The organism is Microlunatus sp. YIM B11417, from assembly GCF_059617205.1.
Window position 1 is genome coordinate 52,771 of sequence record NZ_JCAMPJ010000012.1, and the last position, 24,650, is coordinate 77,420.

Below are 24,650 nucleotides of genomic sequence, written 5' to 3' on the forward strand. Positions count from 1 at the left end.
GGCTCAGGACCGGCTCGGCACCAGCCGGTCGATCACCGGGCGGACCACGCTGACATGGTCGGTGGTGACGCCGTCCAGGCCGAGATCGAGGGCGCGCTCGATGTCGGCCTCGGTGTTGGCCAGCCAGCCGGTGATCCGCAGTCCGCGGCGGTGGGCGTACTCGACGATCTCGTGGGTCAGATCGGGCAGGCTGAGGTAGACCGCCTCGGCCCCCAGCCCGACCGCCCGGTCGACCAGCGCGGTCGACGCGCCCTCGGCGCTGTACGCCAGCCGGGCCGACGGCCGCAACCGGTGCAGGTCGGCCAGCCAGGTGGTCTCGCCCGTGTTGACCCGGAACTGGTCCTCGAGCTCGGGCCGTTCCCGCAACAGCACGGCCAGCCGGGCGGCCGCCTTCGGCGCCTTCAGCTCGACCTGCAACGGATGCCCGGCGACCGCCTCCAGCACCTCCTCGAAGGTGGCGATCCGTTCGCCCGACACCGACAGCTCGCGCAACCCGGCCAGCGAGTAGTCGGCCACCGGCCCGACGCCGTCGGTGATCCGGTCCACGGTCTGATCATGGAAGACGACCAGCTGGTCGTCGGTGGTCACCTGGAGATCGAGCTCCAGCTCGTCCGCCCCGTCGGCGATCGCGGCGGCGAAGGCCGGCAGCGTGTTCTCCGGTGCCCGGTCCGGGGATCCTCGGTGGGCGGTCAGCACGAGCCGCATGGTTCTCCTCTGCGCGAAGCGAAGGTCCGTGCCAAACGTCCCAGGCCCCGCAGAGACACGGATCTGATCCGGTCGGCCTGGGACGCTATGGCCCCCGCGAAAGTGAAGATAACATGATTTCGTGATAACTCGACCTGAATCACTCCCAGATCTCACGAGCACCCGGTGACCGGCAGCGTGGAACCGGCCGCGCGCCGGGCGTCCCGGCTGCACCGGATCGCGGACCTGGTGGTGGCGGAGGGCTCGATCTCCGCCAACCAGCTGGCCGAGCGGTTCGAGGTCAGCCTGATGACGGTGCACCGCGACCTCGACGAGCTGGCCCGGCAGGGCGTGGTGCGCAAGTTCCGCGGCGGCGTCAGCGCCCAGCCGTCGAACGTCTTCGAGGCCAACATCCGCTACCGGATGCAGGTGAACCGGGAGATCAAGGTCGCCCTCGCCACGTACGCCCGGACCCTGATCGAGCCCGGCATGGCCGTCCTGCTGGACGATTCCACCACCACGCTCGAGCTGGCCCGGCAGCTGGACGACGTCAGCCCGCTGACCGTCATCACGAACTCCCGGCCGGTCGCCGAGATCGTCCGGCAGGACGGCGACCACCGGCTGATCGTGCTCGGCGGCGAATACTCCGAGACCCACGATTCGTATCTGGGCATGATGTGCAACGAGATGATCGACACCCTGCGGGCCGACATCCTGATCGCCTCGACGTCGGCGATGACGGCCGGCGAGGTGTTCCACCAGGAGCCGGACATCGTGCTGATCAAGCGGGCCATGATGCGGTCGGCCACGAAGCGGGTGCTGCTGATGGACCACAGCAAGCTGGGCCGCACCGCCCTGCACTCGATCGCACCGACCAAGGACTTCGACCTGATCGTGGTCGACGACAGCTCCGACCCGGAGTTCCTGTCCGCGGTCCGGGACTCGGGAGGCCGGGTCGAAACCGTCTCGGTCGCCCCGTCCTGAGCTGCCCCCGCTCTACCCACTTTCCTGTCGCTTTGCCACGGAAGCTTCCCTGGTAAAGCGACAGTTTTTCACGTTAACGTGAAAAACTGGCAGCCACCGGAAACAGGGTTCCGGGAACGTTCGGATCACGGTTACCGCAACGTATGTTAACTTCGCAAAGGGGCGTGTTAACTTAAGCGCGTGGCCGATGACGTGGGGAGTGTCTCGACCGTCACCAGGGTGCGGGCGGAGGATGCCGGTCCGCCTGCCGTGCCACCGGTCCGCCGGCTGTCGCTGCGGCAGCGGATGTGGCGGGAACGCTGGATGTACACGTTCATCGCGCCCGGTGTGCTGTTCTTCGTGATCTTCCACTACCTGCCGCTCGGCGGCATCGTGATCGCCTTCCAGGACTACTCGCCGTTCCTCGGCTTCGCCGGCTCGACCTGGGTCGGGACGGAGAACTTCACCCGGTTGGTCGGCGACACCGAGTTCTGGACCACGGTGAGCAACACGCTGGTGATCGCCGGCCTGCAGATCCTGTTCGCGTTCCCGGCACCGATCCTGCTCGCGCTGCTGCTCAACTCGCTGCTGTCGGAGCGGGTGAAGCGGATGGTCCAGTCGATCGTCTACCTGCCGCACTTCATCTCCTGGGTGATCGTCATCTCGATCTGGCAGCAGGTGCTCGGCGGCGCCGGGCCGGTGGCCGACCTGATCGCGCAGCTGGGCGGCGGGTCGGTGAACATCATGGCCAACGCCGAGACGTTCAAGATCCTGCTCACCTCGCAGGTGATCTGGAAGGACATCGGCTGGGGCACGATCATCTTCTTCGCCGCGATCAGCGCGATTCCCACCGAGCTGTACGAATCCGCGGCCGCCGACGGGGCCGGCTCGCTGCGTCGGATCTGGCACATCACGCTGCCCGGGATCCTGCCCGTGGTCGTGCTGCTGTTGATCTTGCGGCTGGGTGACGTTCTGAGCGTCGGCTTCGAGCAGATCCTGCTGCAGCAGCCGTCGGTCGGCGTCGCGGCGGCCCAGGTGCTCGACACGTTCGTCTACTTCCGCGGCGTCCAGGGCGGCGACTGGGGCATCGGCGCCGCGGCCGGCCTGATCAAGGGCGTGGTCGGCACCGCGTTGATCATCGTCGCCAACCTGGTCGCCAAGCGCACCGGCAACGAAGGGCTGATCTGATGGCCACCCTTCGACAGGCTCCGGGAGCGCTCGACTCGATCCGCGTCACGCCGCCGCCCGGCTCGAACCGCCCCGTCTGGCTCGGCAAGCCACCGCTCGCGATCCGGGTGATCAAGGGCATCGTGATCGCGGCGATCGTGCTGATCATGCTCTACCCCTTCGGGTACGTGATCCTCTCGTCGTTCGGCTCGCCCACGTCCCACCTGCAGTTCGGGCTGTTCCCGTCGGAGTGGACCACGAGTGCGTACCGGACGATCTTCAGCGGCGGGATCGTCACCCGATCGCTGCTGGTCTCGGCCGGTGTCACGCTGATCGGCACCGTCCTGTCGGTCGGCTTCACCGCGATGCTGGCGTACGGGCTGACCCGGACCCGGCAAGTTCCGTTCGCCCGGGCGGCGTTGATCATGATCCTGCTGACCATGCTGTTCAGCGCCGGCATCATCCCGAACTACCTGCTGGTCAAGTCGCTCGGCCTGATCGACACGTACGCGGCGTTGATCTTCCCGGTGCTGATCTCGGCCTTCAACATGATCGTGATGCGCAACTTCTTCATGCAGTTGCCAAGCGAACTGTTCGACGCCGCCCGGGTGGACGGGGCGGGGGAGTGGCGGATCTTCACCTCGCTGGTGCTGCCGCTGTCCAAGGCGGTGCTGGCCGTGATCGGCCTGTTCTACGCGGTCGGCTACTGGAACGCGTACTTCAATCCCCTGATCTATCTCAACGATCCGGGGAAGTGGCCGATCCAGCTGGTGCTCAACCAGTACGTCCTCCAGGGCTCGCCGATGAGCCAGATGGAGAACCCGGACATCGGAGCGGTCGCCCCGCGGTCGATCCAGATGGCCATCGTCGTGGTGGCGACGCTGCCGATCCTCGTCGTCTATCCGTTCCTGCAGAAGTACTTCACCAAGGGCGTCCTGACCGGCGCCATCAAGGGTTGAGGAGTTTGATCATGATCGAAGCCAGCGTCCTCCGTCGCCGAGGGTTCCTGGGACTCGGGCTCGGCGCCGCGGCGGTCGCGGTCGCGGGCTGCGGCACCAACAACGGCGGCGGTGCCGGGCCGGAGAAGAAGACCCCGTTCACCCCACCCGCCTACACCGAGACGCCGCGGCTGGACGGCGCGGTCGTCTCGAAGGAGGCCGGCGTGCCGATCGGCTACGAGACGCTGCCGGCGGAGTTGATCAAGACCGTCGACTCCCCGCCCGGCACCGGCGGCCCGATGACCCACGTCCATGTCACCTGGGGTGCTCCGGTGCCCCCGCTGGACCAGAATCCGTGGTGGCGCGGCCTGAACGAGCGGCTCAACGTCGACTTCCAGATGACCACCATCCCGTACGCGGAGTACGAGGCGAAGTTCGCCACCCTGCTGGCCGGCGGTGACCTGCCCGAGGTGGTCCAGCTGATGAACCTCGCGGCCTGCGCCAAGGCCTGCCGGCAGGGCGCGTTCGCCGACCTGAGCGACGTGCTGGGCGGCGACGGGATCCTGGAGTACAAGAACCTCTCCAACATCCGGCCGGACCAGTGGAAGGCGAGCGCGATCGACGGCCGGATCTACGGCGTGCCGATCGACATCCCGGCCGTGCAGACGCAATACCGGCTGCGCCGGGACTGGGCCGAGAAGCTCGGCTTCCCGGACGATCCGAAGAACGCCGAGGAACTGGCCGAGGTGCTGGCCGCCATCTCGAAGGGCAATCCGGAGCCCGGCCGGAAGGTGTTCGGCGGCGGTGGCTACAGCTTCACCAGCACGATCGGCGCGGTCGCCAACGCGATGTTCCGGGTGCCGAACAACTGGCGGCTGGAGGGCGGAAAGCTGATCCATGCCTACGAGACCCCGGAGTACGAGCAGGCCGTCGCCTGGGCGGCGAACCTGTTCAAGGCCGGCGGCCTGCACCCGGACACGCTGGCCCTGGGCGCCAACTCCGCCAAGGATCTGGAGTTGATCACCACCGGGCAGGTCGGCCTGTGCTCGATCTCGGCGCAGAATTGGTATTTCCCGAACGCTTACTCCGAGGCCGTCAAGGCGAGTGGTGGAGGTCTTTCTCCGTTCATCCCGCCCGGCCACGATGGTTCGGTGGAACCGCTGTTCGTCCGGTCCTCGGGTTCGTACGGGATCAACGCGATCTCGGCCAAGGTCGCCGAGGACAAGGACCGGCTGGCCGAGATCCTGCGGGTGTTCAACTACCGGCGGGCGCCGTTCGGCAGCGAGGAGTGGTACTACCTCAAGTACGGCGCGCCGGGCGACTACTACGAGCCTCGCAAGGAAGGCGCCAGCGGCGAGCCGACCATGATCGAGGGCAGCACGATCGAGACCGACCGCGGGGCCCTGAACTACGGCCTCGGCCCGCAGGCGTGGATCTTCAAGGGGGTCGACGAGTGCATCAAGATCAACGAGCAGATGGCCGCGACCGCCGAGCCGGACCCGGCTCAGGGCCTGACCTCGGAGACCAACGAACGCCGGGCACCTCAGCTGAAGCTGCTGCAGGAGGACTTCGTCAACCGGATCGTCGTCGGTGAGCGGCCGATGACCGATCTGAAGGAGTTCCTCGATCAGTGGCGGAGCCAGGGCGGCGACCAGATCCGGACGGAGCTGGAAACGGCATTGAAGGAGCAACCGGCCTGACCCAGGTCGATGATCAACTCGGGGGGACGCAGTGACATGTCGCAAGATCATCGATGACGCACAGTTTCCGGAGGCGGTCGCCGCCGGCTGGAACCGGCGGCGGTTCCTGACCGCCGCCACGGCCGCCGCGGCGCTGGCCTTCAGCGTCGGAGTGCCACAGCGCAGCGAGGCCAAGATCGTCGAGGACGCGCTGCCGTATCCGTACACGATGGGCGTCGCGTCCGGCGACCCGCTGCCGGACGCGGTGGTGATCTGGACCCGGCTCGCGCCGAAGCCGCTGGAGCCGTACGGCGGCATGCCGCAGGCCAGTTGGCGGGTCGAATGGGAGGTGGCCGAGGACCCGGACTTCAGCCGGCGGGTGCTGCGCGGGCGGACCCTCGCCCATCCGGAGTACTACCACTCGGTGCACGTCGACGTCCGCGGGCTGCGGCCGGGCCGGGAGTACTTCTACCGGTTCAAGGCGGGCGGTCAGGTCAGCGAGACCGGCCGGACCAAGACGGCGCCGGCCGAGGACGCCAACCCGGACCGGCTGAAGTTCGCCGTCGCGTCCTGCCAGTCCTTCCCGGACGGCTACTACACGGCCCTGCGGCACATCGCCGCCGAGGACCTGGACGCGGTGCTGTTCCTCGGCGACTACATCTACGAGTCGGGCATCAACTCCGAGGGCGGGCTGCACGAGGTGCCGGAGCCGCTGCCGCCGGAGTTCGCCTCCGACGCGATCACGCTGGAGCGCTACCGGCTGCAGTACTCGCTCTACAAGTCCGAGCCGGACCTGATCGCCGCGCACCAGAGCGCGCCCTGGATCGCCACCTGGGACGATCATGAAGTCACCTCGAACTACGTCAGCCTGGACTCCGACAGCTGGAACCAGCCGATCGACTTCGCGGTGCAACGAGCCAACGCCTACCGGGCCTACTGGGAGCACCTGCCGCTGCGGCTGCCGGAGCCGGACGGACCGGATCTCAAGCTCTATCGCCGATTCCGGTACGGCAAGCTGGCCCAGCTGGATGTGATCGACACCCGGCAGTACCGCGATGATCAAGCACCGGGCTCGGGCGACTCGGCGGTCCGCCGGGACCCCTCCCGGACCGTGCTCGGTGATCAACAGGAGCAGTGGCTGCTGAACGGGCTGACCAACTCGCCGGCCCGCTGGAAGCTCGTCCCGCAGCAGATCCCGTTCGCTCAGCTGGACAGCGCCGGCGGCTCCGGGCTGTCGCTCAACATGGACGCCTGGGACGGCTATGTCCCTGCCCGGCAACGGATCCTCGATGCGGTACGGGAATCGGGCACGGACAACTTCGTGGTCCTCACCGGCGACGCGCACACCAACTACGCGCTGGAGCTGCTGGCGGACTTCGACAACCTCGAGTCGAACCCGGTCGGCGTCGAACTGGTCGGCACGTCGATCTGCAGCGACCGGGACGGCGCCGACATCACGCCGGCGCTGCAGACCCGGTTGGTGGAGAACCCGCATCTGAAGTTCGCCAACCAGCAGCGCGGCTACCTGCTCTGCACGGTCACACCGGAGCTGCTCAGCACCGACGTCAAGATCGTCCCGTACGTCACCCGGCGGGACGCCCCGATCTCGGTCCGGCAACGGATCGTCGTCGAATCCGGAAAGCCGGAGCTGATCCTCGACTCCGCCTGACCTTCGTTGATCTTGAGGGGGAACTCGATCATGGATGTAATCCGACGCGGGCTGAGCTTGTCGAAGCCCATCCGGCTCGGCCCTTCGACAGGCTCAGGGCGCGGCGGTTGGGTGGTGCTGTTGATCATGGATCTGGCATTCTGCGGTCTGGTGATCACTGCACCACCGGCTGCTGCGGCACCGGTGGACCGGCTGCAGGTGAGCGCCGACCTGGAGTCGGTCGACCTGGCCGCGCTGGACTGTGCCACGGCGCGGTTCACCCTGCGGCTGCACAACCCGACCCGGCAGGCGGTCTACGGCGATGCCTGGCTGGCCGAGGACGGTCCGCTGCAGCTGTCCCGGAAGCTGGTGTCGAGCTATCTGCCGGCCGGGTTCACCCTGGAGGCGCCGATCACGGTCACCGTCCCGTACGGGACCGATCCGGCGTCCTACCCGATCAGGCTGACCGCGGGCACCAGCTCGTCGGCCGAGGTGTCCGTCGAGGTCGTACCGCCGCCGGACAACGGCAACGTCGCCCTGGCGGCGGCCCCGTCGATGTCGTCGCGGCACGGCCGGTTCTCGGTCTGTGGCACCAACGACGGCGACACCGACAGCAGTCACTGGGCCACCTTCACCGGCTGGAACGACGCCACCTCGCGAGCCTGGCCGGACTGGGTCGCGTACCAGCTCGTGGAGCCGGCCGAGATCGACCGGGTGGTCCTCTACACGCTGGACTCCGCAGCCGAGCCGGCCAGCCGGTACGGCCTGTCCGACTGGGACGTCCAGCTCTGGCGGGACGGCGACTGGGCCACGGTGGCGCAGGTGCGCGGCAACAAGCTGGGCGTGGTGACGACGACCTTCCCGGCCGAGACCACCACCGCGGTCCGCATCCTCTGCTGGGGCAACAACAACGGCGACTACTCGCGGATCGTCGAGACCGAGATCTACGCGACGGGGTGACCAGCGCCGCGTCGGCACTAGGCTCACCCGGGTGAACACCCCACCTACGACCGGCGGGCGAGTCACACCGATGAGCCGGGTCTGGACCGGGCAGGCGGTGATCGCCGAGGACCTGGACGGCGACGACCTCGGCGACGTTCTCGAGCTGCACCGGGGCTCGGTGGCTTGGTGGGTGGTGCCGCGCGAGCCCGGCCTCGAGCTGCGGCTGCGCCCGCTGGCCCAGGAACTCGATCTTGACGCCGGGGCGATCCGGGACCTGCTGGCCACCGACCGCCGGGTGAAGTACGAGACGTTCGGCGGCACCCGGTTGTTGATCACCAGTGTGATCACGATCGACCGGGACACCGTCGAGCTGACCGCCGACCCGCTGGCGATGGTGATCACCGACCGGGTGTTGATCTGCCTGGCCGGACCAGGCCCGGCGACCGTACGGCCGGCGAAGGCTCTGGTCGACGACGGGGACCGGCTGGCCGACGGCGGTGTCCCGGATGCCCTGCAGGTGCTGGTGAAGGGCGCCGTGCAGAGCCAGGCCGACGCGGTGGAGTGGCTGGAGTCGGCCAGCGACGAACTGGCCGGCGCGCTGTTCCAGGACCGCCCGCTCACCCGGGACGAACAACTGCGCGCGTTCCGGCTGCGCCGCGCGTTGACCGAATTGCGCCGGGTCGCGCAGCCGACCCTCGACGTACTGACCGACCTCAGCCAGGACAGCGAAGGTCAAGATCAACTCCAGGCCCGGCACTGGTCCCTGCTGGCCGAGCGGCAGGATCGGGTGGTCCGGGCCACCGACGCGGTCCGGGACTCGCTCGCCTCGCTGTTCGACACCAGCCTGGCGCTGGCCAACCAGCGGATGAACACCGACGTGAAGCGGCTCACCGGCTGGGCCGCGATCATCGCGGTGCCGACCCTGGTCACCGGCTTCGTCGGGATGAACGTCGAGTTCCCGGGCACCGGCTCCCAGGCCGGGTTCTGGGTCTACCTGGTGATCATGGTCGCGGCGGCCGTGATCCTGTTCATCCTGTTCCGGCGGCACGACTGGATCTAGTGTCGTGCGGACCTTCACAACGGTTGGGATACATTTGTCCGGATGAGTCAGGATCACACGCACCAGAACCTGCTTGCCGCACCCGGCGCAGGTCCGGCGCCGACCGAGCTTCCGGCCGATCCGGCCGTCGCTCTGATCGCCGAGCGCGGCCGGGAACGGTTCATGGAGATCGTCGCCGCGCACCCGGCGTCGAGCCTGTGCTGGGCCCTGCTCGCCGAAGGCTCGCTGCGGATCGGGTCCCGCGAGGGTGACGTCGCTGCCTACGCGTACGCCCGGACCGGCTATCACCGCGGGCTGGACGCGCTGCGCCGGGCCGGTTGGAAGGGCGCCGGTCCGATTCCCTGGGAGCACGTACCCAATCGTGGCTTCCTGCGGGCCCTGTGGGCGCTGGCCCAGGCGGCGCAGCGGATCGGTGAGTCCGAGGAGTACGAGCGGTGCTCCCAGTTCCTCCGCGACTCGTCCGAGACCGCCTACACCGAACTGGCCCTGCCGCCGGCGCCCAAGCCGGTGACCCCGGAGCCGGTGACTTCCGAGCCCGTGGCTCCCGCGCCCGCGACTCCCGAATCCGCGACGCCCGAGTCGGTGGCGCCGGAGTCCGCCCCGCTCGTGGCGCGGTCCGAGGCTCCGGCCGCCGACGCCGGCTGATCGGGCAGTTCCCGGAGCGAACGCAGCGGGCTGAGCCAGGCCACCACTGTGCCGGCCAGCATGATCACGCTGCCGACGACCAGAGTGCCGCGCAGCCCGACGACGGAGCCGAGCACGCCGCCGAGCAGCGCACCGACCGGCTGCATCCCGAAGACCAGGAACCGCCAGGTCGCCTGGGCCCGGGGCAGCAGATCGGGCGCGATCAGGGTCTGCCGGAGCGTCTGCTGGTTGATCCCGTACAGCGTCGGGCCCCAGCCCTGCAGCAGCCGTGCGGCCACCACGATCGCCAGCAGCAGCGGCAGCGGGCCGCCGGCGAGCGCCAGCACCACTCCGGCCAGGCTGGACACCAGGGTGCCGGCGATGAACGCCGGACCGTGGCCGAGCCGACGGGTGATCGGCACCCCGACCGCACCGCCGACGATCCCGGCGATGCCGGCCACCGCGAGCAGCAGGCCGATCAGGCCGGGCGCCAACGCCAGGTCCCGGACCAGGAACAGCATCACGACGACCGCCTGGAGCTGGCCGGCCAGCGCGCCGATCGTGGCGGCCAGGGTCAGCGCCCGCAGCTCCGGCCGGCCGAAGACGACCCGGATCCCCTCGCCGATGTCCCGCAGGAATCGGCGCTCCCGGGCGGCCGCGGACCGGCGACCCGGGATCCGGATCCGGCCCACGCAGACGGCCGAGAACAGGTACGACACCGCGTCGACGACGATCGCCACCGGTGCGGTCAGCAACTGCACCAGCAGACCGCCGAGCGCGGCGCCGCTGGTGCTGGTCACCGAGTTCCGGATCGCGATCGCGCTGTTCGCGGTGAGCAACTCACCACGCGGTACCAGTTCCGGCAGGAACGATCCCTCGGCGATCGCCGAGAAGACCGAACAGGTGCCCGTGACCACCGCGATCACGGCGAGTTGCCAGATCTGCAGCAACCCGAGCGCGGCCAGGACGGGCACGGCGGCGAGGGCGAGCGCGCGGGCCAGATCGGTCAGCACCAGCACCCGCCGGTACGGCCAGCGATCCACCCACACGCCCGCCGGCAGCCCGAGCACCAGATGCGGCAGGAACCCGGCCGCGCCGAGCAGCCCCATCTGCAGCGGCGTCGCCTCCAGCAACAGCACCGCCGTGAGCGGCAGCGCGACCGAGGTGACGGTCGACCCCAACTGCGAGACCGAGCCGCCCGTGAACAGGCGGCGGAAGTCGGCGTGCGCGGCCAGGACCTGCCACTGGGAGATCACCGTCCCCAGCGAACCCGTACCGCCGGAGCCGGGTCAATGGGTGTCTGCTGCCGGCGTAACCCTTTCCTGTCCGTGATCATCAGCGGGTCCTGACTCGTCCGCCGTGGCGGCCCAGCTGGCCAGCAGGGCGAGCGCGTCCGCCGTGCCCGAGCCGTCCGCGGCGCTGTAGACGATCAGGGCCAGCCCCGGGTCGGCCGGCAGTTCCAGGGCCTCGAAGTCGAGCCGCAGGTCGCCGACCACAGGGTGCCGGAGTTCCTTGATCCCGGACTGGTGCAGCTTGACGTTGTGGGTGGCCCAGCGGCCGGCGAACTCCTCGCTCCGGGTGGCCAGTTCGCCGATCAGGTCGGACAGGCTGCGGTCGTACGGGTTCCGGCCCGCCTCCGTCCGCAGCGCGGCCACCGTGTCGTCGGCGGCCCGGCTCCAGTCCCGGTAGAAGGTGCGGCTGCGTTCGCTGAAGAAGACGAACCGGGCGATGTTCGGCGGCTGCTGCGGATCTCGGTAGAGCTCGGAGAACAGGGCCCGGCCGAGCCGGTTGGTGGCCAGCACGTCGCGGCGCCGGTTCCGGACGTACGCGGGCGCGCCGGTGATCGCGTCGAGCAGCTGCTGAATGCTCGGCCGGATCTGCCGGGCCGGGCTGCCGGCCCGGCTCCGGGTGCTCCGGTTGGCGGCGCGGGCGAGGTCGTACAGGTGTTCCCGCTCGGCCTGGTCCAGCAGCAGCGCGTTGGCCAACGCGTCCAGGACGCTCTCCGAGACCCCGCCGAGGTTCCCGCGCTCGAGCCGGATGTAGTAGTCGACGCTCACCCCGGCCAGCGAGGCGACCTCCTCGCGACGCAGCCCCGGCACCCGCCGTCGCCCCGCTGTGCCGTGCAGCCCGACCCGGTCCGGCGTGACCTTGGCCCGCCGAGACACCAGGAACTCCCGTACGTCGTCGCTGTGGCCCATGTCCTCGACGGTACGAGAGCTTCCGCCGGACCGGGAGACCCTGGCGTTACCTGCCTCCGCCGGGCAGCGTCGCCCGGACCGCGCGGGTCAGGCCGGCCACCACGAGTCGATGGGAGTGCTCGACCAGTTCGGCCAGCTCGTCGTCGGGCACCGTCCCGTCCAGGACGACGGTGTTCCAGTGCCGCTTGTTCAGGTGATAGCCCGGCCCGATCGCGGCATGCCGGTTCCGCAGTTCGAGGGCGAGTGCCGGATCGCACTTCAGGCTCACCGTGCCCGGCTCGCCGCCCAGCGGCAGCAGCGCGAAGATCTTGCCGCCGACCTTGATCACCGCCAGGTCGTCGCCGAACGGGTAGTCCTCCACCGCCCCCGGCAGCGACAAGCACAGCTCCAGCACCTCGTCCCGGGTCATGGGGCCACGCTAGCGTCGGCTCATGGCGCGCTACGACGGGCAGGCGGACTGGTACGAGTCGAACAACACCGGATCGTCCATCCGACCTACCGCGAGACGGGTTGGCACCACTCCTCACCGTGGTGGAGCGAGGGCGGCATCCGGTCCCGGTTCGGGATGCGCCACCTCACCCTGGCCGACTTCTGGAACGCCCTGATCGCCAGCGGCCTGACCGTCGACCGGGTGATCGAACCGGACCGCGGCGACGACGTCCCGTTCTGCCTCGGCCTCCGCGCCCACCGCGACTGAGCCCTCTTCGGGGTCAGGAGCGGATCAGACTCTGCGCGAAATGATCCAGCACGCCAAGGATCCCTGGGTGTTGCCACACACGGTTGCGACGCAGTCCAGTCCGTTCCTCCAACACCCCTGCCTCGACCAACTGGCCGAGAGCGTTCTGCGCGCTCTGCGCTCCCATTCCGAGTTGGGAGGACAGGAAGTTCGCGTTGATCACCGGGTGGGACAACAGAAGCGGAAGCACCTTCCAGGCCGACGCCTGCGGTCGGAGTCCGGACATCCGGTCCCGGGAGCTTTCGAGCTGCGCCGCAAGATCGTCGATCAAACGGGTCCCCGCTGTCGCCGCGAACCGTGACGCAGCCGAGAACTGCTCGACGATCGGGCGTGCGTTACCGTCCCGATAGGCCGAGAGTGTCTGGAAGTAGCCGTCGGTGTCTTTCAGCAGTCCCGAGGACACCGGCGCGGTCGTGCTGGTCACGAGGCCCTTGCCCCGAAGCATCGCGTGGACGAGTGCCCGTCCGGTCCTTCCGTTCCCGTCGGAGAAGGGGTGGATGTTCTCGAACTGCGCGTGCGCGACGGCGGCCTGGACGACCACGGGAAGATCGTCCCGACGGACGAAGGACATCAAATCCTGCATGGCGTCGGGCACATGCTCGGGCTGGGGCGCGACAGGGGACGCGCCGCGAGGGCTCACGGAACTCGTCCCGATCCAGACCGGTTGGTCGCGCCACCGACCGGCGTGCCCCTCCCAGCCTTGCTGGCCGGCCCACAGAGCCCGGTGCATCTCGAGGACCGCTGCGGTATCGAGGTTGTCGGCCAGTGCGAGCGCGGCTTCCATCGCGTGGACGTTCGCTACGACCGTCCGAGCGTTGCTCGACGCGGATCGGTCGAGTTCCGCGAGCGCCAATTGTCTGGCGCCGACCGTCAAGTTCTCGATCTGAGAGGACGACGTGGACTCGGTCCGGAGCAGGATGGAACTCATCGGCCCGAGGGATGGGCTCGATTCTCCGAGTACCGCACGGGCGTGGTCGTCGAAGCGGCTCAGGGCGGCGGCTGCCTCTTCGGTGTCGGCTGCGAGATCAGCGGGAACCTCGGGCGTCCAGTCCGCGATGCGCGATGGGACCGCCGATCGATAAGGGCCGGACGCCGCAGCCAGCCTGGCGCGACTGGTCATCCCATCGGACTCGGCCACCCAGTACTCGTCCTCGTCCTGGAACGCGGGAACCTGGAGCATGAACCCACGCTAATCCAAGTTTCGGCGAAACTTGGATTAAGAAGCGGGCATACTCCAAGTTTCGGGGCCTCACCAGGCGAGGCGGCGGGGCTCCGGCCAGGAGTCCGACTCCCGGTAGTCGTGCAGCAGGTCGGCCAGGGCTGACGGGATCACGGGTTCGGTGGTCCGGCGGAGTTCGGGCAGCGGCCACCAGCGGTAGCGGTCCAGCGCGTCGCGTTCGTACGCCTCCAGGCCGGCGGTGCTGATCTCGGTCCCGGGCACCTCGGCCAGGAAGAAGTCGTCCCGCATCGGCCCGGACAGCTCGCCCAGGGTCCCGTTCCCCTCGGCGTACGCGAGCCGCACCAGGCGGGTCCCGGTCAGGTCGACGCCGGTCTCCTCGGCGATCTCCCGGACGGCAGCCTGTTCCGGCGTCTCGCCCGGTTCGAGGCCGCCGCCGGGTACGAACCAGGCCAGCTCCAGGCCGGGAAGGTCGGACCGGAACCGGGACCGGACCAGCAGGACGGTCCAGTCGGGGGCGACCAGCACGACCCGCGCCGACCTCCGCACGTACGGTGCCGCGAAGCCGAGGTGAAGATGATCATGGTGCCGGGCGTTCGCCACCGGCTCGTCGCGGAACCCGGTCCGCCGGCCGCCGCCGAGTGCGGCGTGCCATTCGCCCGGTCCGAGCACACTGGTCGGCCGGAGCGCGGCGGGGAGGGTCAGCAGGGTCCGGCCGAGGGCGACGACGGGCTCCGCGATCGGCCGGGCGACGAACGGATGACCGTCCACCGCGGCCAGATCGACGGCCCGGTAGAAGTAGTGATCATTGTCCCGCCCGCCCGGCGTCACCGGTCCCAGTGGATGCCCGGTCCGGACCCGGCGCACGTTCAGTACATGATCACGAAGCAGCACCTCGACCAGCCGGCGGAGCCGCGGATCGACCTCGGCGGAGGCCAGGTCGGCCAGGGCCTCAGGGGTTCCGGTCAGTCGCACAGGTCAACCCTGCACGTCGCCGGCGCCCCGGACGAGGGTGGCCCGGATCTCGGCGTAGCGGAGCAGGAAGTCCTGCTCGTCGAACTGCTTGCGCCGCAGCCAGCCGGTCACCTCGAAGTTGCACTTGCTGGCGTTGCAGGAGCGGCAGGCCGGCACCACGTTGTCCACCGTGTAGGTGCCACCCCGGGAGATCGGGAGGACACAGTCACGCTGCAGCGCGGCGTCCTCGGCACCGCAGTACGCGCAGCCGCCCCAGGCGGCCAGCAGCGCGCTCCACTGCACCTCGGTGAGGTCGTGCGTGCCCTTCGCCAGTCGCCGCTGCCGGCGCCTGGCGGCCCGGATCCTGCGAGTGCCGGCGGCCATGGCGGCAGTGTAGGGCCGGGTTCCCGCGCCGGCCCGTCAATCGGCGGCCGGACCCGACGCGTCGGGCCGGTGCCCGACCAGCGCGTACGGCAGCTCGGAGCGCGGCGAGGTCTCCCAGCCCCGCAAGCCGGGCAGCGGCCGCACGGTCACGTCGCTGAAGCCGGCGGCCTCGGCGAGCCCGATCAGCGGACCATGATCATCGAGCTGGATCGCGGACAGCGCGGCCCGGACCTCGTCGGTGTAGGTCCGGTAGTACAGGCCGGTCCGCTGCTCCGCCCGCTCCGGCTCCGGCCGGTCGGCGAGTCCGTAGATCACGACGACGCGACCCGCGGGCCGGAGCACCGTGTGCCAGTTCCGGAAGGCCCGGCCGGGCTCGCGCAGGGTCCACAGCACGCATCGCGACATGACGGCGTCGAAACTGCCCGGCGGGAACGGCGGCGCCACCGCGTCCCCGATCCGGTACGTCACCGCACCGCCGGCCGCGGCGCGGGCCCGGTCCAGCATCCCTTCGGACAGGTCGACGCCGGTCACCCGATGGCCCGCCCCGGCGGCGATCCGGGCCGCGAAGCCCGTGCCGGTGCCGACGTCCAGCACGTCGCCGGGCGGCTCCGGCAGCAGGGCCCGGATCTCCTCCTGCCACGCCAGATAGTCGGCCGAGCCGGGGGCCGCGACGTTGTCGGGTCCGTCGTACCCGGGCGCGACCACGTTCCAGAACGAGGTGATCGCCTGCTGGACATCGTCGTCGGCCATGATCATCAGCCGTCCTGCCCGGCCCGCACCGCGACGTCGATTCCTTGATCACGGAGCTGCTCGGCGATCGATCCGGCGAACCGGCGGAAGACCTCGTCGTCCGGCCAGCCGGTCAGGTCGATCATGATCACGGTCCGCTCCGGCGGATCGTCCGGCGGCCCGGCCTGCAGAACCCGATCATGGTCCGGTCCGCCGGTCAGCACCCCGGCGATCGGCCGTCCCTGCGCCGCCTCGTACGTGATCGCGGCCAGCTCGTCCAGGGACGGGGCGACGAAGTAGCCGTCGGCGCCGGCGGTCACGCTACGGGCCACCGGACCGGCGTAGTCGGCACCGAAGCGGGGATCGGAGAACTCGGCCACCAGCACCCGGGCGCCCGGGAACAGGGCCTTCAGGCTGCCGACGAGCCGCCGGCTGACCGGCGGCACCAGAACCAGATCGGCCGTGTTGCCCGCGTCCCGGATGTCCCGGACCACGTGCCCGGGGCCGAGCTGGGCGGCCAGGGCGTCCCGCGCCTCTGCGGTCAGGCTCATCGCGGTGACCACGATCACCGGCCCGTCGGCCCGGACCTGCTCGCCGGCGGCGTCGGCGTGGCGGTGCTCGAGTTCGCTCACGTACCCCCCACTGGGTCGCCCGACGATGTGGCTCAACAGTACCGAGCGGCCGGATTCGGTAGAGTGACGGCGCACGAGCCCCGTTTGTGGCCAGGCCATGAAGGGGCTTTCTTCGGTTGTGAAGGCGGTGATCAGATGCCTGGCATCGTTGTCGTCGGAGCCCAGTGGGGCGACGAGGGCAAGGGCAAGGCGACGGACCAGCTCGGCGACCGCGTCGACTACTGCGTCCGGTACTCGGGTGGCAACAACGCCGGACACACGATCGTCGTCAACGGGGAACGGTACGCGCTGCACCTGCTGCCGTCCGGCATTCTCAACGAGAACTGCACCCCGGTGATCGGCAACGGCGTCGTGGTCGACCTGGACGTCCTGTTCCAGGAGATGGACGGACTGGCCGCCCGCGGCGTGGACGCGTCCAAGCTGATGGTCTCGGCCAACGCGCACATCATCGCCTCGTACCACCAGACGATCGACAAGGTCACCGAGCGCTTCCTCGGCAAGGCCAAGATCGGCACCACCGGCCGCGGCGTCGGCCCGGCCTACGCGGACAAGGTGAACCGGATCGGCCTGCGGATCCAGGACCTCTTCGACGCCTCCATCCTGCGCCAGAAGGTCGAGGCGTCGCTGGAGCAGAAGAACCACCTGCTGGTGAAGGTCTACAACCGCCGCGCGCTCGACCCGGTCCAGGTCACCGAGCACCTGCTCTCGCATGCCGAACGGATCCGGCCGCACGTCGCCGACGTCAGCCGGGTGCTCAACAGCGCGCTGGACCAGGGCCGGGTGGTCCTCTTCGAGGGCGCCCAGGCGCATCACCTCGATGTCGACCACGGCACCTATCCGTACGTCACGTCCTCGAACCCGATCGCGGCCGGTGCCTGTGTCGGAGCCGGTGTCGGGCCGACCCGGATCGACCGGGTGGTCGGCATCGCGAAGGCGTACACGACGCGGGTCGGCGAGGGCCCGATGCCGACCGAGCTGTTCGACGCCGACGGCGACCGGCTGCGTGAGGTGGGCGCCGAGTTCGGCACCACGACCGGCCGGAAGCGGCGCTGCGGCTGGTTCGACGCGCTGGTGGTGGAGTCGGCGACGAACGCGAACGCCTTCACCGACATCTTCCTGACCAAGCTCGACATCCTGACCGGCTGGGACAAGGTGCCGGTCTGTGTCGGGTACGAGGTCGACGGCGAGAAGCACGACACCATGCCGGTCTCGCAGTCCGACTTCCACCACGCGAAGCCGGTCTACGAGTTCCTGGACGGCTGGTCCGAGGACATCTCGGGCTGCCGGTTCTTCGGCGACCTGCCGAAGGCCACCCAGGCCTACGTGCGGCGGCTCGAGGAACTGTGCGGGACCCGGATCTCCGGCATCGGCGTCGGGCCGAGCCGGGAACAGGTCATCGTGATCAACGACCTGCTGGGATGACCGGGCCCTTCCTGCTGATTCCGGGCGCGGACGGCCGGCCCTGGTTCTGGCATCGGCTGGTCGCCGAGCTGGACCGTCGTGGGCATCGGGCGGTGGCGGCCGACCTGCCGAAGTCGGCCGATTCCACCTTGGACGATTACGCCGACGCGGCGGCCGCGGTGGCCGAGGGCGACGGACCCTGGACCGTGGTCGCCCAGTCGCTCGGCGCGTTCACGGCTCCGCTGCTCTGCACCCGGCTTCCGGTCGCGCGGCTGGTCCTGGTGAACCCGATGATCCCGCGCCCGGGCGAGACCGCCGGCGACTGGTGGGAGAACACCGGGCAGGGACCGGCCAGTGCGGAGGCGGCCGTTCGTGATCAACGCCCGGCCGAGTTCGACCTGGCCCGGGACTTCTTCCACGACGTACCCGCGGAGATCACCGAGCAGGCGTTCGCCGACGCCGCGGTGGCCGAACTGGACGGCGTCTTCGCCCAGCCGTGGCCGCTGGAGCCGTGGCCGGCGGTGCCGACGCAGGTGATCCAGGGTGCCGACGACCGGTTCTTCCCGCTCGAGTTCCAGCGCCGGGTGGCCCGGGACCGGCTCGGCCTTGATCAACTCACGGTGATCCCGGGCGGCCACCTGAATGCGCTGAGCCGCCCGGCCGAGCTGGCCGACGCCTTGATCAACTGGACTCCGGCAGGCCCAGCCGCCACGCCGTGAGGTCGGCCTCCGCCGCCTCGACCTGCCAGCTGGAGCCCGTCGCCGGATAGGCACGTACGGTGATCGGCTGCCGCCCTTCGGCGAACGCCTCGACCAGGCTGCCGTCGACCAGGATCCGCACCGCTGCACCGGACTCGGCGGTCACCTCGATCACCGGTTCGCCGTCGAGGGAGAGGGCGAACCGGCCGGTGAACCGGCCGTCGAGCTCGAACGCCCGGTCGGTGATCTTGGTCCGCGGATCGAGCTCGGTGCGGCGCAGCACGGTGAGCTCGGCGGCCGGGCTGCTGATCAGGACACCGTCGACGACGCTCAGCTCACGCGGGTACGTCAGCACGCCGGCCCACCCGGCCGCCGCGATGTCCTCGGCCGATCGGCCGGACTCCCGGGCCCAGCCCCAGAGCAGGGTCCGGTCGGGCAGCGCGACCAGCTGCGGGGCGTAGAACGTGGTGCCGGTGTCCAGCCCGCCGCCCGAGGTCGCCACGAAGCGCAGCCCGTCGCCGTCCGGGACAAGATCACCGACCAGGTAGGCCACGTCCGACGGGGTCGCGCTGCCGGCGGTCTGGATCAACGAGATGATCAACACCCAGCGGCCGTCGACCAGTGCCAGGTTCGGGCACTCCCAGACGTCGCCGGGCGCGTGCTCGGCCGCGAGCGGGTCCGAATGATCAACGAGCCGGCCCAGCTCGGTCCAGTCGTCCAGCCGGTCGCAGCCGTAGAGCAGGATGGCCGGCTCCGCGCCGGGCTTCCCGGCCCCCTGGATGGCGTACCGGCGGCCGTCGACGGTGAACACGAACGGATCCCGGACGTCGGTGAACGCCGGGTCCGGCATCCCCATCACCCCATGATCGTCCTGGCTCCAGTTGATCAACGTACGGTCGCTGCGGGCCAGCGCGACCTGGGCGTTGCTGGCCCGGTCATGGACCGCCGTGTAGACCGCGGTCGGTACGCCGCCGTCGTCGACGACGCACCCGGTCCAGCAGCCGACCTCGGTGATCGTGCCCGGACGCCGTTCCAGCGCGACCGGATGATCCGTCCAGTGCAGCAGGTCGGTCGAGCTGGCGTGCCCCCAGACCACGTCGGCGTGCACCGGTGCTTCGGGGTTGTACTGGAAGAACACGTGGTAGCGGCCGTCGATCCGGCACACCCCGTTCGGGTCGTTCAGCCAGCCCTGCGCGGGCCGGATGTGCAAGCTCGGGAAGGACGGGTCGGACTGGTTCATCCGGCGATTCTCCCAACCGCACCCTGAGCCTGTCGAAGAGCCGAGCCAGAACGTGCCTTGCCCTTCGACAGGCTCAGGGAGCGTTGCGGCGGCGGAGCAGGCGGGGTAGGGCGAGGGCGAGCAGCAGCAGCGGGACCGCCATCGCGGCCACGGCCACGGTGATCGGCGGCCCGACCGACAGCCCGGCGATCGCCCCGTAGGTGATCAAGGCCGTGCACTCGCCGCCGAACCCGGCCACCGAGGTCACGGTGGCCCGGGCCTCGCCGGTGATCGCGTGCTGCAGCCGGATCTGGGTGTGCACGGTGACGAAGGTCGTCGCGGTCAGGGCCAGGGCCAGGCCGGCGAAACCCGCCGGATGATCGGTCAGGGCGCCGGCGGCGAGGGCGACCGCGCCGATGATCAACACCGTGGTCGGGACCAGTCGCGTCCCGCGCCCTGAGCGGTCCAGCCGACCGGCCGCCCAGCTCGCTGCGGCGGCCAGGACTCCCTGCCCGGCCAGCAAGATCGGAATCAGCGAGGTCGGCACGCCCTGCCCGTCCAGCAGCAGCGGTACGAATTCGTCGAAGGCGCCGAGGCCGAGGCAGATCAGGACGATCAGCAGGGCGAACACGGTCCGGTTGCGGCGCGCCTCGACCAGCCCGGTGCGCAGCGTTCCCAGGTAGCCGCGGACGCCCTCGCCGACCCGGCCGGTCCGCGGCCGCTCCGGCAGCGTCCAGGACAGGACGGCCTCGCCGGCACAGACGGCCGCGCTGACCCAACCGACCAGGGGAAAGCCGCCGATGATCAACAACGGCGCGGCCGCCAGAGTCGCGCCGACGTTCGCGAGCAGTTTCACCGTGCCGGACGTCCCGATGATCGGCCCGTACGCGGGTGCGGCGCCCCTCGCGGCCAGCTCGTCGTACACGAGGGCTTCGAAGGTGCCGGACCGGAGCGCGCTCGAGGTGCCCCAGAGCACGAAACCCAGGGCGAACACCGGATAGGACGGGACCGTCACCCAGAGGGCGAACCCGGTGCCGCGCAGCAATGCGGCGATGATCAACAACCGGCGCCGGGAGACCCGGTCGGCCAGCGCGCCGGACGGGATCTCCAGCGCGAACGTGACGGCCGACCAGATGATCAACAGCGACGAGATCTGGGCGGCTGACAACCCGCTGCCGGCGAACAGCAGCGCATAGACCGGATACAGCGGGATCGCTTCGCGCAGGGCGGACAGCGCGTAGATCCGAAGGTTCAGGGGTCAGCCGGGCGGAGCCATGCTCCGACCGTACCCGCCACCGGGGCAGTGGTCTAGCCGATTACCTGGACTCCGGCCGCGCGCACCGGATAGCAAGGTGCCGACGACGAGGAGGCGTGATGAGGCGCACGTGGGGTGTCCTGGTGTTGATCTTGGGGCTTGCGGCGGGGCTGGTGCTGAGCCCGTCGACGCGAGCAGGGGCCGAGGAGGAGTCGGTGCTGACCAGCGTCTGGACGGCGACGTCGTACGACAACGTGTTCGCCACCGACACCCCACCGCCGGAGGCGCCGGACTCGCTCGGTCTGCTCGCGGCCCGGAACGAGTACGAGTCCGGCCAGGTGCTGATCCGCAAGTCCTCGGCCTTCACGATCAACGAGGTCCGGTTCAGCGATCTCACCGGTCCTTCGACGGGCTCAGGGACCAACACCCTGGCCGCGAAGAACCTGGACTACCGCTTCGTCGAGTTCGAGCACCTGCCGGCCAACTCGACGTTCGCCGGCCGGCAGCCGATCACCAGCCCGATCCGGACCGCGCCCGGCGACTTCCCCGATGCCTTGGGCAACGACCCGACGGCGGCCGTCCCGGCGAACACGACCCAGCCGATCTGGGTTCGGGCGTACGTGCCGAAGGGCACCGAGCCGGGCGACTACACCGGCACGGTCTCGGTGATCACCGATCAGGGCACCAGCACGGTCGACCTCGAGCTCACCGTCGCCGCGGCGACGATCCCGGACGCGGCGAAGAGCAGTTTCACGGCGGATCTGTGGATGCTGCAGTACGGCTCGCTGTCCTGGGACGAGGGCGACGGCGACACCATCGAACTCTTCTACGGTCATGATCGCCTCAGCCCCGAGTGGTGGCAGCTGATGGAGGAGTTCGCCCGGTCGATGAAGGAGAACCGGCACAACACGCTCCAGGTCAACCTGATCCAGCTGTTGATCGGCGGTGGCAGCAAGCCCGCTGCCGACGGGCGCTACACGTTCGACTGGACGGTGCTCGACCAGTTCGTCGACTTCTTCGTCGAACGCGGGGTGGTGAAGCGGCTGGAAGGGTTCTGGATGGCCGGGGCGAACGTGCACGGCGACCCGTACCCGCAGGTCGAGTTGATCAACGCCGAGGGCAAGCGGGACTACGCGCACTGGGACGGTGCCGAGGCGCAGAACTTCGTTGATCAACTCGTCCCGGCACTCCGCGATCATGTCGAGGCCAAGGGCTGGCAGGACCTCTGGTGGATGCACGTCGGCGACGAGCCGAGCGGAGCGGAGACCCTGAAGATGCAGAAGGGCCTGGCCGCGAAGTACCGGAGCCACTGGCCGGAGGTGCGGCTGTCCGACGCGGTGGTCGACTGGGGCTCGGTCGAGGCGGTCGCGGAGCACCAGTCGTTCCTGATCCCGAACGAACTGACGCTGAACGAGCACGAGGACTACTACGCCCAGCAGATCGCGGCCGGCAAGGACGTCTGGCTCTACAACTGCAACGTCCCGACCTACAGCTACCTCAACCGCTTCATCGACAATCCGGTCTGGCACCAGCGCGCGACGATGTGGTATGCCTACAGCCGCGACCTGTCCGGCTATCTGCACTGGGCGTACAACAACTGGCAGTACACGATGGAAGATCAGGAAGTCCGCGGCGACGGCTGGATCACCAAGCCGGACAAGAAGAACAACAAGCTCAAGGGCACCATCCGGCTGGAGTCGCTGCGGGACGGCCTGGAAGATCGCGAACTGCTCGAGCTGGCCGGCAGGAAGAACCCGACCCTGGCCAAGGATCTGGCCGCGAGCCTGATCGACAAGGCGAACCGGTACAGCCGCGACATCGCTTACATGCAACGGATCCGGGCCCTGCTGATGCGGGCCGCTTCGGGCGAGGAACCGGTCCGGTCGACGAAGGGCACCGGACGCTCCGGGGTCGGGGTGATCGACCTCGGCGCGCAGTTCCAGGTCGACGGCATCCGACTGCGCGGGGCCAAGGCCGGTGCGACGGTCGACCTCTCCGCCGACGGCAAGCGCTGGACGACGGCGCGGGCGACGAACCGCGCCGTCGAGTTCCTCGGGCTGAACGCGAAGGCCCGCTACGTCCGGGTCAGCGCCGATCGGCTGACCGGGTTCGCGGTCGCCGGAGCTGAGCTGGCCCGGCCCAACCTGGCCGCCGGCGCGTCCTACACCAAGCCCGACGGCGTGAGCGGCGACTATCCCGACAGCGGCGACGGCGAGGCCACCGACGGTCTGCTGGCCGGACACTACGGCGACGGCCGCTCCTTCGCCTACGACGTGCCCGCGGACACCACCGAGGACTACGCCGTCGTCGTCGACCTCGGTGATCAACGGGCCCTCGACCAGGTCCGGGTGCACCGCTACGAGGAGTACGACAGCGCGCGCTACGCACCGGATGCGATCAAGGTCGAGACCAGCGCCGACGGCAAGACCTACCGACAGCAAGGCGTTCCGGCGGGCACCGAGCCGGGCGGCCTCTGGTACGACGTGCGCTTCCCGGTGCACCAGGCTCGATTCGTCAAGATCACGTACACCAAGGAACACCGGGCGAACGCGGACATGATCTTCCTCGACGAGATCGAGTCCTACGGTCCGTCCTCGGCCCTGAGCAACGTGGCCGCCGGTGCCCGCTACACCAAGTCGGCCGAACCGGACGACCCGTTCTACACCGATGCCCGGAACCGAGAGGCCACCGACGGGGTGATCGCCGGCGACGGCCGGGACGGGATCGGCTACGGCTACTATCTGGGCGGCGAGCAGAATCCGCGCACCGTGACGGTCACGGTCGACCTGGACGGTCCGAAGTTGATCTCCGAGGTGCAACTGCAGGCCTTCGCCGACGGCTTCCACGACTATGCGCCGGACCGGGTCACGATGTCGATCAAGACCACCGGCGGCGAGTTCCGCACCGTCGGCGAGGCGGCCTGGCCGACCGGGACCTGGTACCGGGCCTCGTTCGACCCGGTGGAGGCGACCGCGGTCCGGATCGAGGCGACCAAGGCCGACGGACCGTACGCCGACTATCTCGTGCTGGACGAGATCGCGGTGCTCGGCGATCGGGCCAAGTCGCCGACCAACCTGGCCGCAGGTGCCGATTACACGGCGAGCACGGAGTTCGCCGACCCCGGCTATCCGGACGGGGGCGGCGAGTCGACCGACGGCGTGTACGCCGGGCACTACAGCGACGGCAAGTCCTACGCCTACTACTTCACCGACAGCGGCCCGGAGCGGACGATCACGATCGATTTCGATCTTGGTCAGCCGCGGACCATCAGCATGGCCCGGTTCCGGCAGTACTTCGACGGCGAGCACAAGTACGCGCCCGACAAGGTCGTGCTGCTGACCAGCGACGACGGCAAGGCGTGGACCGAGCGGGCCGCGACCACGACGGCGGCGGAGCGCTGGTTCGACCTCGGGTTCGCCCCGGTCGAGGCCCGCCACGTCCGGTTCGCGGCGACCAAGAAGCCCGGCTACTTCGCCGAGTACATCTTCGTCGACGAACTGCAGGTCTTCGGTCACTGACCGTTCACCCGGGAACCGGGACCAAGAGGATCGTGTACGAGCTC

General features: G+C 69.7%; 22 protein-coding genes and 1 pseudogene. 12 read left to right on the forward strand and 11 right to left on the reverse strand.

Going from position 1 to position 24,650, the window contains the following annotated elements:
- Positions 1 to 3: 3 nt before the first annotated feature.
- A complete protein-coding gene (locus tag AC6CCG_RS31635; RefSeq protein WP_496658832.1) occupies positions 4 to 705 on the reverse strand; it encodes a glycerophosphodiester phosphodiesterase in 702 nt (233 codons plus the stop codon).
- Between the two features lie 165 nt (positions 706 to 870).
- Here AC6CCG_RS31635 and AC6CCG_RS31640 point away from each other — a divergent pair, with 165 nt between their 5' ends.
- The 8 genes from AC6CCG_RS31640 to AC6CCG_RS31675 all read left to right on the forward strand — a co-directional run bounded on the left by AC6CCG_RS31640 (position 871) and on the right by AC6CCG_RS31675 (position 9,726).
- Positions 871 to 1,668: a DeoR/GlpR family DNA-binding transcription regulator gene (locus AC6CCG_RS31640; protein WP_496658833.1), complete on the forward strand. Its 798-nt coding sequence runs from the start codon at positions 871 to 873 to the stop codon at positions 1,666 to 1,668.
- Positions 1,669 to 1,848: 180 nt separating this feature from the next.
- On the forward strand, positions 1,849 to 2,835 hold the full coding sequence (locus AC6CCG_RS31645; protein WP_496658834.1) for an ABC transporter permease: 987 nt from the start codon (positions 1,849 to 1,851) through the stop codon (positions 2,833 to 2,835).
- Positions 2,835 to 3,773 (forward strand): carbohydrate ABC transporter permease, encoded by a 939-nt coding sequence (locus tag AC6CCG_RS31650; protein WP_496658835.1) that lies wholly within the window; start codon positions 2,835 to 2,837, stop codon positions 3,771 to 3,773. The genes AC6CCG_RS31645 and AC6CCG_RS31650 overlap by 1 nt, the downstream gene beginning before the upstream one ends.
- 11 nt (positions 3,774 to 3,784) lie before the next feature.
- Positions 3,785 to 5,452 carry an extracellular solute-binding protein gene (locus tag AC6CCG_RS31655; protein ID WP_496658836.1) on the forward strand — a complete coding sequence of 556 codons (1,668 nt, stop codon included), beginning with the start codon at positions 3,785 to 3,787 and terminating at the stop codon, positions 5,450 to 5,452.
- Between the two features lie 31 nt (positions 5,453 to 5,483).
- A complete protein-coding gene (locus tag AC6CCG_RS31660; RefSeq protein ID WP_496658837.1) occupies positions 5,484 to 7,100 on the forward strand; it encodes an alkaline phosphatase D family protein in 1,617 nt (538 codons plus the stop codon).
- A 126-nt stretch (positions 7,101 to 7,226) separates the two neighbouring features.
- Positions 7,227 to 8,039, forward strand: a complete 813-nt coding sequence (locus AC6CCG_RS31665) for a galactose-binding domain-containing protein (RefSeq protein ID WP_496658954.1) — start codon at positions 7,227 to 7,229, stop codon at positions 8,037 to 8,039.
- Between the two features lie 31 nt (positions 8,040 to 8,070).
- Positions 8,071 to 9,081: a magnesium transporter CorA family protein gene (locus AC6CCG_RS31670; protein WP_496658838.1), complete on the forward strand. Its 1,011-nt coding sequence runs from the start codon at positions 8,071 to 8,073 to the stop codon at positions 9,079 to 9,081.
- Positions 9,082 to 9,123: 42 nt separating this feature from the next.
- Positions 9,124 to 9,726 (forward strand): DUF3151 domain-containing protein, encoded by a 603-nt coding sequence (locus AC6CCG_RS31675; RefSeq protein ID WP_496658839.1) that lies wholly within the window; start codon positions 9,124 to 9,126, stop codon positions 9,724 to 9,726.
- Positions 9,727 to 9,743: 17 nt separating this feature from the next.
- Here AC6CCG_RS31675 and AC6CCG_RS31680 read toward each other — a convergent pair.
- From AC6CCG_RS31680 to AC6CCG_RS31690, 3 genes and pseudogenes are all read right to left on the reverse strand, one after another.
- Positions 9,744 to 10,961, reverse strand: a pseudogene (locus AC6CCG_RS31680) (MFS transporter); the annotation flags it as partial.
- A gap of 33 nt (positions 10,962 to 10,994) precedes the next feature.
- Positions 10,995 to 11,903, reverse strand: a complete 909-nt coding sequence (locus tag AC6CCG_RS31685; RefSeq protein ID WP_496658840.1) for an MmyB family transcriptional regulator — start codon at positions 11,901 to 11,903, stop codon at positions 10,995 to 10,997.
- 46 nt (positions 11,904 to 11,949) lie between these two features.
- Entirely contained in the window at positions 11,950 to 12,312 is a 363-nt protein-coding gene (locus AC6CCG_RS31690; protein ID WP_496658841.1) for an MmcQ/YjbR family DNA-binding protein, read from the reverse strand.
- Between the two features lie 156 nt (positions 12,313 to 12,468).
- Here AC6CCG_RS31690 and AC6CCG_RS31695 point away from each other — a divergent pair, with 156 nt between their 5' ends.
- A complete protein-coding gene (locus tag AC6CCG_RS31695) occupies positions 12,469 to 12,600 on the forward strand; it encodes a hypothetical protein (RefSeq protein ID WP_496658842.1) in 132 nt (43 codons plus the stop codon).
- 13 nt (positions 12,601 to 12,613) lie between these two features.
- On the opposite strand, the gene AC6CCG_RS31700 is transcribed toward AC6CCG_RS31695, so the two are convergent.
- The 5 genes from AC6CCG_RS31700 to AC6CCG_RS31720 all read right to left on the reverse strand — a co-directional run bounded on the left by AC6CCG_RS31700 (position 12,614) and on the right by AC6CCG_RS31720 (position 16,515).
- Entirely contained in the window at positions 12,614 to 13,819 is a 1,206-nt protein-coding gene (locus AC6CCG_RS31700; RefSeq protein WP_496658843.1) for a Fic family protein, read from the reverse strand.
- Between the two features lie 69 nt (positions 13,820 to 13,888).
- Positions 13,889 to 14,791 (reverse strand): NUDIX hydrolase, encoded by a 903-nt coding sequence (locus AC6CCG_RS31705; protein ID WP_496658844.1) that lies wholly within the window; start codon positions 14,789 to 14,791, stop codon positions 13,889 to 13,891.
- Positions 14,792 to 14,794: 3 nt separating this feature from the next.
- Positions 14,795 to 15,154 (reverse strand): HNH endonuclease, encoded by a 360-nt coding sequence (locus AC6CCG_RS31710; protein ID WP_496658845.1) that lies wholly within the window; start codon positions 15,152 to 15,154, stop codon positions 14,795 to 14,797.
- A 36-nt stretch (positions 15,155 to 15,190) separates the two neighbouring features.
- A complete protein-coding gene (locus AC6CCG_RS31715) occupies positions 15,191 to 15,910 on the reverse strand; it encodes a class I SAM-dependent methyltransferase (protein ID WP_496658846.1) in 720 nt (239 codons plus the stop codon).
- Positions 15,910 to 16,515 (reverse strand): hypothetical protein, encoded by a 606-nt coding sequence (locus AC6CCG_RS31720; RefSeq protein WP_496658847.1) that lies wholly within the window; start codon positions 16,513 to 16,515, stop codon positions 15,910 to 15,912. Before AC6CCG_RS31720 ends, AC6CCG_RS31715 begins: the two co-directional genes overlap by 1 nt.
- Positions 16,516 to 16,650: 135 nt before the next feature.
- On the opposite strand from AC6CCG_RS31720, the gene AC6CCG_RS31725 reads away from it, so the two are divergent.
- Together AC6CCG_RS31725 and AC6CCG_RS31730 are read left to right on the forward strand one after the other, a co-directional pair.
- Positions 16,651 to 17,937: an adenylosuccinate synthase gene (locus tag AC6CCG_RS31725; protein ID WP_496658848.1), complete on the forward strand. Its 1,287-nt coding sequence runs from the start codon at positions 16,651 to 16,653 to the stop codon at positions 17,935 to 17,937.
- Positions 17,934 to 18,635 (forward strand): alpha/beta fold hydrolase, encoded by a 702-nt coding sequence (locus tag AC6CCG_RS31730; RefSeq protein ID WP_496658849.1) that lies wholly within the window; start codon positions 17,934 to 17,936, stop codon positions 18,633 to 18,635. Before AC6CCG_RS31725 ends, AC6CCG_RS31730 begins: the two co-directional genes overlap by 4 nt.
- Here the strand turns inward: AC6CCG_RS31730 and AC6CCG_RS31735 are convergent.
- Positions 18,598 to 19,854, reverse strand: coding sequence for a glycoside hydrolase family 32 protein (locus tag AC6CCG_RS31735; RefSeq protein WP_496658850.1), 1,257 nt, complete (start codon positions 19,852 to 19,854; stop codon positions 18,598 to 18,600). The two genes, AC6CCG_RS31730 and AC6CCG_RS31735, sit on opposite strands and share 38 nt — an antisense overlap.
- Before the next feature lie 73 nt (positions 19,855 to 19,927).
- Positions 19,928 to 21,088 carry an MFS transporter gene (locus AC6CCG_RS31740; RefSeq protein WP_496658955.1) on the reverse strand — a complete coding sequence of 387 codons (1,161 nt, stop codon included), beginning with the start codon at positions 21,086 to 21,088 and terminating at the stop codon, positions 19,928 to 19,930.
- A gap of 119 nt (positions 21,089 to 21,207) precedes the next feature.
- Between AC6CCG_RS31740 and AC6CCG_RS31745 the strand changes: the two genes are divergently transcribed.
- Positions 21,208 to 24,606, forward strand: coding sequence for a glycoside hydrolase domain-containing protein (locus AC6CCG_RS31745; protein WP_496658851.1), 3,399 nt, complete (start codon positions 21,208 to 21,210; stop codon positions 24,604 to 24,606).
- Positions 24,607 to 24,650: the final 44 nt, after the last annotated feature.